We start from the raw sequence: 9,804 nt of genomic DNA, 5'->3' as shown, positions 1-9,804 counted from the left end.
GGGGGCGGGGGGGCCGCCGGGCCCCCCCCCCGCCCCCCCCGCCCCGCCCGCCCCGCAGAAGATGAGGAGAGCCCAGATGACACGGCAACGGCCCAGCCTGTACGAGGGCGCGGGACAGGCCATGCTGCGCGCCGCGGTACACACGACCGAGCCCGCCATGCCGCCCTGGCCGGCGACCACGGCGCCCGTGGAAGAGTGGCGCGCGTGGCTGAGCACGGTGTGGTCCGACAGCGACTTCCGCCGGACCGTGTCGCAGGCGAGCCCTCACCTGGCGGACCAAGTGCACGCCATCGTCAACGGCCGCACGCCGAAGGTACGCCGGATGCGCCGGGCGGCGCTGGCCACCGCCCGCTACGCGATCCGCTACGCCCGCCGCTCCACCCCCTTCGGCCTGTTCGCCGGCGTCGCCCCGCTCGGCTTCGACCAGACCACGTTTGTCCGCATCGGCGACGAGCACCAGGCTGTGACGCGCCCTGAGCCGGCCGGGCTCGAGGAGATGCTCAGCGCCTGGGAGAGCGACACCGCCCGCATGGCCGACGCCGAGGTTTGCGTCAACACCCTGATCCGACAGCGTGACAAACACATCCACGTCCCCTCCGAGGGCGACTCCGAGTTCCGCCTCGCCCTCAGCCCCGCACTGCGTCTCGTCCTCGACCTGGCCCGATCGCCGATCGGGTACCGCCAGTTGTCCGACAAGCTGGCTGCGGAGTTCCCCGATGTGAGCTGCACCGCGCGCGACCGGCTTCTCGGTGAACTGCTGCGGGTGCGGCTTCTGCGCTCCTCGCTGCGCGCACCCGCCACCGTTGCCGACCCCACCGACGTCTTACCGCCCGCGGCGCGCACTCAGGCAGCCGGCCTGCGGGATACGTGCGACCTGCGGCTGGACGCCGACGTGCGGCTGCCCGAGCAGGTGCTGACCGAAGTGGAGACCGCGGCGACCATCCTGGCCCGCCTGGTCACCCATCCGACCGGAACACCGACCTGGCGACGGTGGATCGAGCAGTTCTCCGAGCGCTACGGCGAGTACACCACGGTGCCGGTCGGCGTGGCCACGGATCACGACCGGGGCCTGGGCTTCCCTGCAGGGTTCGTCACGGCGAGCGAACCGCCCCGGCCGATGTCCCGGCGTGACCGCCTGCTGCTGGAGCTGGCCGGCACCGCCGCCGCCGAAGGCAACCGCACCGTCGCGGTGACCGAAGCGATGATCGAGGAACTGGAAGCAGCGGCCGGCGACAAACCTCACGACCTGGCGCCCCACCTCGAACTGGCCGCACAGGTCCACGCCACCTCTGTTCCGGCCTTGGACCGGGGCGACTTCCGGCTGCGCGTGCTGACCGTCTCCCGCTCGGCCGGATCGATGACTGGCCGGTTCTGGCATCTGTTCCCCGGCACCGAGGCGGCGTACACGAACCTGCCCACCGTCGATCCGAAGGCGGAACTCGCGCAGCTCTCCTTCCACGCCGGACGGGTGCCGGCCGACCTGCTCACCCGCGCGCCACAGGCGCTGCCCCGGATCGTCAGTGTCGGCGAATTCCGCCGCCCCGCCCCGCACGTCCTCTTCCCCCGCGACCTCGCGGTCACCGTCGCCGACGGCCGCCCCAAGCTGGTGGAGTCCGCGACGGGCAAGCCGCTGGAGCTGCTGGCCCCCACCGCCATCAACTTCCTGTGGAACAACTACACCCCGCCGATGGCCCGCTTCCTCGGCGAGATCAGCCGGGCTGCGTCTCCGCAGGTGACCTGGTTCGACTGGGGCGCCGCTTGGACCCTGCCCTTCACGCCGGCCCTCACCTACCGGCGCACCATCCTCACCGCCGCACGGTGGAAGATCCGCAGCCGCACCCTGCCCGCTCGCACCGCCACGCTCCAGCAGTGGGCGGACCAACTCCACGCCTGGCGGGCCCGGTTCCGGGTGCCGGAGCGGGTACTGCTCGCCGAGGACGACCAGCAGCTGCCCCTCGACCTCACCCGCGACGTCGATCTGGACCTCCTGCGCGCACACCTGGACGCCAGCCCCTTCAGGATCGCCACCCTGCATGATGCTCCCCCGCTGGACGCCGACAGGTGGATCGGCGGCCGGGCCCACAGCATCGTTGTCCCCCTGGCCAGGCGCTCATGACCACGACGACCGTGCCCCGCATGCAGGACCTGTCCGAGGGCGCCCTTGGGATGGCCCTGCTCGACATCGAGCGGCGTGACCTGTCCACCGCTCGCCGCCACCTCGCCCAGGCCACCGTCCGAGGGGTGAGCACTGGCAGCAATGCCAGCCTCTTCCACGGCGCCCCCGCCCTGGAGTTCGTCCTGGCCCGCGCCCACGGGGCCAGCGACGACGTCCGTGCGGCCGTCGACCGCGTCGTGGACGCCCGGCTCGCCGCCGCCCACCGCCGTCAGGCGGCCGGCACGCTGCCCCACCTCGCCGAGTGGGACCTCATCCGCGGCCTGACCGGGCTCGCCGCACTGCTGCTGTCCCGCCGCCCGATCGCGCCCCGGCTGCCCGACGTGCTTGCCTGCCTCGTCGCGCTCGCACACCGCGCCTGTGGTGAAGGCCGGATCCTGCCTGGGTGGTGGTCACTGGTCGGCCCCGACGGGAAGACGATGGCCGGCGGTCACGGCAACAACGGCATGGCTCACGGCATCGCGGGGCCTCTGGCTGTGCTTTCCCTCGCCCTGCGCGCCGGAGTCAGCGTCCCCGGACAAGTGGAGGCGGTCGGCACGTTCGCGACCTGGCTCGACCGGCACGGCGCCCACTACTGGTCCACCCCAGCACACCTGGAGGCAGACCAGCCTCCCAAGGCGGAACCGGCCCGCCCGTCCTGGTGCTACGGCCAGCCGGGCATCGCCCGCGCCCAGCAGCTCGCCGCGCTCGCCCTCGGCGACCCCGCCCGGCGCCAAGCGGCCGAGGACATCGTCGAGGCCATCCTGACCGACCCGCTGCGGCTCGCCCGAATCACCGACTCGACCCTGTGCCACGGCTGGGCCGGCCTGCTGACCCTCACCCGCGCGGTCGCCGCCGACAGCCCCGCACCCTCACGCTTCACCCCGATCATTCAGGACCTGCACCGGCGTCTGGCCGCCGACTGGGAGCGCCTGCCCAAACCCGGATTCATGGAAGGCCGCGCCGGAGCCCAACTCGCCCTGCACGCCACCGACAGCACCGGATGGACCCGCGTCCTCCTGCTCACCTGACCCTCTCCCCGCCGCCTCGCAAGGAGTTTTCTGCCTATGACCTTTGACGACGAGAACCTGCTGATCCCCCTGGACACGTCCTGGTGGCACGCCTCTGTGGCCTTCCCCGACCAGCACGCGGACGCCGCCCGGGCCCTGGCGACCGCCCTGTCCGGGCGCCGCTTCCACTTCCTGCGCAAGGACGCCGGCGTGCGTCTGCGCACCGAACAGCCCGCCAGCGACTTGCTGGACCAGCTCCTCGCCGACCGCGCGATCACCGGCTGGACGGGCGGGATCTACGAGCCGGAGACCCATGCCTTCGGCGGCCCCGAGGGCATGGAGGTCGCGCACGACGTGTTCTGCGCCGACAGCCCGGCCGCGCTCGCCGAGACTGGCACCCCCGGCGCCCGCGAGCGCAGCGTGATGCTGCTGTCCGCCATGATCCGCGGGGCCGGGCTGGACCCCTTCGAAGCCGGAGACGTGTACGCCCGGTGGGCTGCCCTGCGGCCCCCCGTTACCCCGCCCCAGGGGCTCGCGCTGGAGAAAGCCGTCTCCGCGATGCGGCGGCTGATGAACGCGGACGCCGCCCTGCGCCCCGACGCGGAAGCGGGGTGGGGCGAGCGCGTCGCCGCGTTCGAGGACGCCGGCCGACGCCTGCGCCGACTCGCCGCCGACGGCCGACTCATACGCGGAATCCGGGGCGTCATCGCCCATCACGCGATCTTCGCGTTCAACCGCACAGGCGTACCTGCCGACGCGCAGGCCGCCACCGCGTGGCTCGGCCGTCACGTCGCCTTCTCCACCGGAGAAGGAGCTGACGTGTCTACCCGCAAGTCCGCCTCCGCGGACCCTAGCCTCCCTCGGATGGAGACCACCGTGACACCCGTAACCGGCCCCAACCAGTTGCGCGAAGCCCTCGCCCAGCGGCTCGTCGACAGCGGCCACCTGAGCAGCCAGGCGGCCATCGCCGCCTTCCGTAGCACCGACCGGCACGCCTTCCTGCCCGGCGTCGACCTGGAGAGCGCGTACAAGGAGGACGCGGTCCCGATCAAGCACGACGAAGACGGGGAGATGATCTCCTGCATCTCCGCGCCGTCCATCGTCGCCACCCAGCTCGAACAGCTCGGCGCCCAGCGCGGTCACAAGGTCCTGGAAGCCGGAGCCGCCACCGGCTACAACGCCGCCCTCCTCGGCAAGATCGTCTCGCCCGGCGGGCAGGTGTGGACCCTCGACGTCGATAAGGACCTCGTCGTCGGCGCGAGCAAGCACCTCGCCGAGGCCGGTGTCGACAATGCCACCGCGGTGATGGCTGACGGCGCGGCCGGGCTGCCCGAGCACGCCCCCTACGACCGGATCATCTTCACCGTCGGCGCCGGCGACGTCCCCGTGAAGATCCTTGACCAGCTCGCCCCTGGCGGGCGCCTGGTCCTGCCGATGCGCATCCGCGGCAGCATCTCCCGCTCCTTCGCCTTCGAACGCGACGGCGACATGTGGAAGACCGTCTCCTGCGAGATGGCCACCTTCATCCCGCTGCGCAAGGGCGTCTGCGACGACGTGTACACGCTGGTGCCGATGGCGGGCGAGGGCAACGTGCGCCTGGAGACGTTCAGCGAGCAGGACGTCGACCGCGAGGCTCTGCGCTCCGTCCTCGACGAGCAGCCGGCCAAGATCTACACCGGGGTGAAGTTCCGGCAGGGTTCGGCGTGGGAGTGGCTGTACCTGTACCTGGCCTGTGTGCTGCCCAACGGCCTGTCCCGGCTGCCGGGCCAGCGCCCCGGGTTCACCCCGCACTTCGGGTGGGGCTCCATGGCAGCCCTCGACGGCGGATCGCTGGCGTACCTGACCATTCGCGAGGGCGAGGACGAGCAGGGCCGGTACTGGGAGGTCGGCGTGATCGGCCACGGCGGGGGTGGCGCTGGCCTCGCCGAGCGCGTCGTGAGTGCGATCCGTGCCTGGGACGCGAGTGGCGGCAACGACGCCCCCGCACCGGGCTTCCGGATGGCCGTCGCGGACTCGCGTGACCGGCTGACAGCAGACGACGACCGCTTCGTCGTCGACAAGCCCTACAGCCGACTGGTCGTCGACTGGGCGCGCAAGGGCTGAGCCGGTGATCCCCGCGATAGCCAGCCACATCCCCCTGGTCCGCCGCACCAAGGCGCCCGCGCTCCCCTTGGAAGAGCGCATCAGCCACCTCACCGGGCTGACCGTCGCGCCCGCAGGTGCGAGCCACCACGACCTGGTGGCCCGCGCCTGCGGGGTCCTCAACTACGCCGCGCTCATCGCCTCCGACGTCGGCCTGCCCGATCTAGCCGAGGACCTGTGCTGGCGCCAGCACCAGGTCTTCGCCAACGCCGGACGCCTCAGCGGACGGGTCGCGGTCATGTCGCTGATGCCGCTCGTCAACCTCGCCCGGCTTCTGACGCGAGCCGGCCACGGCGAGACTGCCTACAGCTTGTTGGTCTGCCTCAACGACGCTGCCCGGCACCGGAACAAGACCGACATCGACGGCCGCACCGTCGACCTGTCTGCTCTGACCGGCACGGACGAGGACCACCGCACGGTGTGCCAGGAGCTGTGGGTCACCCTGCTCGTGGACGGCGCCCGCGCTCTCGCCCAAATCGGACGGTGGACCGACGCGGCCGACGCCATGGCCCAACATCGGGGCATTGGCAACCGGCTCCTCGACGGCCGTCAGATCAAGATCATGGCCCTGATGGAGCAGGGCCTGGACCAGCAGGCCCGCGACCTGATCGACACCACCCAGCCCACGGAGCCTTGGGAGAGAGCCATCGCCCTCCTCCTGCACGCCCACTGCCGGCCCGCAGACGCCCCCGTCCCTGAACCCGACCTCGACCGCACCCTCGACGCAGCCGTCCAGCTTCTTGCCCACCCCGATCTGCCGACCGCCGCCTTCCAGACCCGGACGGGCCTGTCAGCCCTGGAACTGGACCGCAGCGGACGACATGCCGCCCGTGTATTCGACTCCCTCGTCAGCGTCGCCCGACTCGACGCCTACGCCGCACGACACGCACTGCACCACCCCGTCGCCGCATCTGCCCTGGACGACGGGGCGACAGACGCGCTCAACGCGGTGATCGCCGCGGCCGGACTGGGATCCGGCCTCCTGTCCGCCCACCACCATGAGGCTCTGACGGGCGCGGTCAGCCACGCCGAGACAGAGCTGGAAAGGCTGCTGCAGCCCGAACCAGATCCCGGCTAGGAGGGGACGACCGGGATGGCCCGCCGTACTTCCCTCGCTGTTTGGCAGTGTCGGCGTTTCGGCCATTTCCTGCCTCCAGCCGCTCCAAGCCAGACCAGGGTTCCCGCGCCCGCGGGGTTCCCTGAGGCAGGAAATAGCGGGCTCCCCAGCACGACCGAATGACGTGTGTTCGATATCGCAGCCGTGTCGTTAGACCTCACGACTCTGCTGCAGCGACCGTCCTAGGGGGAACGATGACCTCGGCCATTACACAGGATCAGCCGCCGCAACCGCCAAAGGGGACCGCACCGGAGGACGAACCGCAGGGAGCCGGTGTTCGAGAGGAGGAATACCTCTACCGCGACGAGTCACGGCTCCAGGCCGGATCTCTGCTGACCTCCCGCACCATGGCGCGGCGCCTGCCCTCGCTCGTGCGGCGCTCGGTGCAGATGGCCTGGCGCGTGGACCGCGGCGCGACCATCGGCCTGCTGGTATGCCAGATCGGGACCGGCGTCCTCGCGGCCCTCGGCCTCCTCGCCGTCACGGGCACGATCACCGCGCTGATCCCCTCGGGCGACATCACCGAGCGACTGCAAGACGCCGCCCCGCAGCTGGCCGTGATCGCCGCCGCCACCGGCCTGCGCGCGCTGCTGGGCATCACCGTCGTCTGGCTGACCGGCCGTCTGCGCCCGGTGCTCGGCCGGGCAGCGGAGCTGACGATGATCGAGGCCGCACTCGGCGCGGAACTGGCAGCCAACAACAAGCCCGGCTACAACGACGCCTACGACATCGCCGACCGCGGCGCCCAGGTCACCCCCGACCTCGTCGAAGAAGCACAAGACGTCCTCGCGGCGACCGCCACGCTCGCGGCCGGCGCCACCGTCCTGACCGTCCTGCACCCCCTGCTCCTTCCCCTTCTCTTCCTCGCCTGCCTGCCGCAGGCCGCCGCCTACGTGCGCTCCGCCCGCGTGCTCTACCTCGCCGCGCTGGAGACCTCCGGGCGGCGCCGGATGCTGGGCAAACTGCGCTGGCACATGGCCTACCAGGAGTCGAGCGAGGAGATGCGCGCCTGCCTGGCCGGCCCCTTCCTGATCGGCCGGTACCGGAAGCTGGCCGCCTCGGTCAACGCGGCCGAACGCAAGGCCGCCAGCACCGGTGCCTGGATGGGGCTGGCCGGAGCAGTGGCCGGCGGGATCGCCTCGACCGCAGTGTGGGCGGCGCTGCTGTGGCTCCTGGCCTCCGGCCGGATGAGCCTGGCGGCCGGCGGCGGCGCCGTCTTCGCCCTCCAGACCGCCACCGGCTCGGTGCGCGGCATCATCAACGGCGGGGCCCGCCTGGTGCGCACTGGCTGGTACGTGCAGGACTGGCAGAACTTCCTCGACAACGCCCACGGCCAGGCCATGACCGACTCGCGCGGCACCGCGCCCCTGACCGCGGCCCCGGAGCGTTTCGAGGTCCGCGACGCCACCTACCGCTACGACGGCGCCCCGAAGGACAGCCTGAGCAACGTCTCCCTGCACGTGCGGCGCGGGGAGACCGTGGCGCTGGTCGGGGAGAACGGCTCCGGCAAAACGACCCTCTCGCGCCTGCTGTGCGGGCTGCTGCTGCCCACCGAGGGCGACGTGGCCTGGGACCACGCCTCCACCGCGGACCTGGACCCGTGGGGGTCGTGGGAGCACGTCGCGCTGGTACCGCAGAAGTTCACGTACCTGCCGCTGACGATGCGCGACAACATCACGTTCGGGCAGGGCGACACCAGCGACGCGGCCCTGCTCGCCGCATGCGAGGCGTCCGGCGCCGCCGAGATGCTGCCGGGCCTGCGCTCCGGCCTGAACACCCTGCTGACCAGCGAGTGGTTCGGCGGACAGCAGCTCTCCGGCGGGCAGTGGCAGCGCCTGGTCCTCACCCGCGCGTTCCACCGGCAGGCGGCGCTGCTGGTGATGGATGAACCCACCGCCGCCCTCGACGCCCGCGCGGAGCACCGGATCTTCGCTGGCCTGCGTGAACTGGCCAAGGACCGCGCCATCCTGCTGATCACGCACCGGCTCACCAACGTGGCCGTCGCCGACCGGATCGTGGTCCTGGACGAAGGGCAGATCGTCCAGGAGGGCACCTACGCCCAGCTCACCCGGGAGCCAGGTCTCTTCCGGACCCTGTGGGAGCTGCAGCGCCGGATGAGCGGCGACACCCCCTGATCACCCCTCGCCGTTCAGCGCTGCCCACTCCCCCGTCCACCTTCTCGGAAGGCAGAGATACGTGACCTCTCCCGTCTCCCCTTCGGATCACGTCTCACCGCGTGCCGCTCTGCCCGCTGCGCAGTACGCCGCATCCAGGCATGCGGCGTGGCTCGGCGCCGCGGCGATCATCACCGACGAGGTCGGCCGGATCCTGCTGGTGCACCCCACCTACCGCGAGGACGACTTGTGGCTGCTGCCCGGAGGCGTCGTCGAAGCCGGCGAACACCCGCACGTCACCTGCCGGCGCGAGATCACCGAGGAACTGGGCCTGGATCTGCCCCTGTCGGCCGTGCTCGCCGTCCACTCCTTCTCCCCGGACCACGCCGACCTCCAGCCCGCCACGGCATGCCCCGGCGAGGTCCGGTTCGTCTTCGACGGGGGAACTCTCCGCCCCGACCAGGTGGAGGCGATCCGCCTGCCGCGCGAGGAGCTGTCCGAGTACGCCTTCCTGGAGACCCGGGACGCGGTGCAGCGGCTGCGCCCCGTGGACAGGCAGATCATGCTCGCCGCCTACCGTGCCCGGCTCGGGAACACCGCCACCGCTCACCTCGCCGACGGCCGGCACATCCACGACGTCCCGGCGCTGGACCGCCATGACGTCCACGTCCGCTACCGGCCCTTGTGGGACAGCCCTCTCCACCGCGGCCCCGTCCCCGAGCGGCTACCCGTACAGCAAGCCTGGGCGTGGTGCTTCGTCCCCGACGGCCGGGTCGTCCTCGTGGCCAACCCCGGCCCGCGGGGCGCGCTGCCGATGCTGCCCGGCGGCACCGTGGAGAAGACCGACGCGACGCCCGAGGACACCTTGCACCGCGAAGCCGCCGAGGAAGCCCAGCTCACCCTGACCGATCCGATGCGACTGGGCTGGGTGCTGGACGAGACCGGCGAGGTCTACGGCGGCCTGGGGGCCAACGCCCGGCTCCGCCTGGCCGCCCGGGTCACCGCCATCGGGCCGGCGGCCGTCGACCCCGCCACCGGCAACCCCTTCGCCCGCCTGCTCGCCACCCCCGCCCAGGCAGCCGCCCTGCTGGGCTGGGGCCCGCCCGGCGCGCGGCAAGCCCAGCTCGCGGCGGAGACGGCACGAGAGCGGTGGGGCCTGCCCACCGCTCGCCCCGCCGCCATCGAGGAGATCCCGTCGGAAGGGATGCGGCTGACCTGACCCGAACGAGCACCCCGCCTCAACACGTCCCGCTCCACGCCCCTTTGAGG

6 protein-coding genes are annotated in these 9,804 nt (G+C 72.1%); all 6 read left to right on the top strand.

Features of this window, described 5'->3' with window-relative positions:
• Positions 1 to 76 precede the first annotated feature (76 nt).
• The 6 genes from AB0E85_RS21280 to AB0E85_RS21255 all read left to right on the top strand — a co-directional run bounded on the left by AB0E85_RS21280 (position 77) and on the right by AB0E85_RS21255 (position 9,754).
• Positions 77 to 2,116 carry a lantibiotic dehydratase family protein gene (locus tag AB0E85_RS21280; RefSeq protein ID WP_361929359.1) on the top strand — a complete coding sequence of 680 codons (2,040 nt, stop codon included), beginning with the start codon at positions 77 to 79 and terminating at the stop codon, positions 2,114 to 2,116.
• Positions 2,113 to 3,183, top strand: coding sequence for a lanthionine synthetase C family protein (locus tag AB0E85_RS21275; protein WP_361929357.1), 1,071 nt, complete (start codon positions 2,113 to 2,115; stop codon positions 3,181 to 3,183). Before AB0E85_RS21280 ends, AB0E85_RS21275 begins: the two co-directional genes overlap by 4 nt.
• Positions 3,184 to 3,219: 36 nt before the next feature.
• Complete coding sequence (fxlM, locus tag AB0E85_RS21270) at positions 3,220 to 5,265, top strand: methyltransferase, FxLD system (protein WP_361929354.1); 2,046 nt, start codon at positions 3,220 to 3,222, stop codon at positions 5,263 to 5,265.
• Between the two features lie 4 nt (positions 5,266 to 5,269).
• A complete protein-coding gene (locus tag AB0E85_RS21265) occupies positions 5,270 to 6,382 on the top strand; it encodes a hypothetical protein (RefSeq protein ID WP_361929352.1) in 1,113 nt (370 codons plus the stop codon).
• 233 nt (positions 6,383 to 6,615) lie between these two features.
• Positions 6,616 to 8,556 carry an ABC transporter ATP-binding protein gene (locus tag AB0E85_RS21260; RefSeq protein ID WP_361929349.1) on the top strand — a complete coding sequence of 647 codons (1,941 nt, stop codon included), beginning with the start codon at positions 6,616 to 6,618 and terminating at the stop codon, positions 8,554 to 8,556.
• 61 nt (positions 8,557 to 8,617) lie between these two features.
• Positions 8,618 to 9,754: an NUDIX hydrolase gene (locus tag AB0E85_RS21255; protein WP_361929347.1), complete on the top strand. Its 1,137-nt coding sequence runs from the start codon at positions 8,618 to 8,620 to the stop codon at positions 9,752 to 9,754.
• Positions 9,755 to 9,804: the final 50 nt, after the last annotated feature.

It is taken from the genome of Streptomyces sp. NPDC029044, assembly GCF_040637495.1.
In the GTDB taxonomy this organism is placed as follows: domain Bacteria; phylum Actinomycetota; class Actinomycetes; order Streptomycetales; family Streptomycetaceae; genus Streptomyces.
The sequence above is the reverse complement of the archived record's forward strand: the minus strand, read 5'-3'. Positions and strand labels throughout refer to the sequence as shown.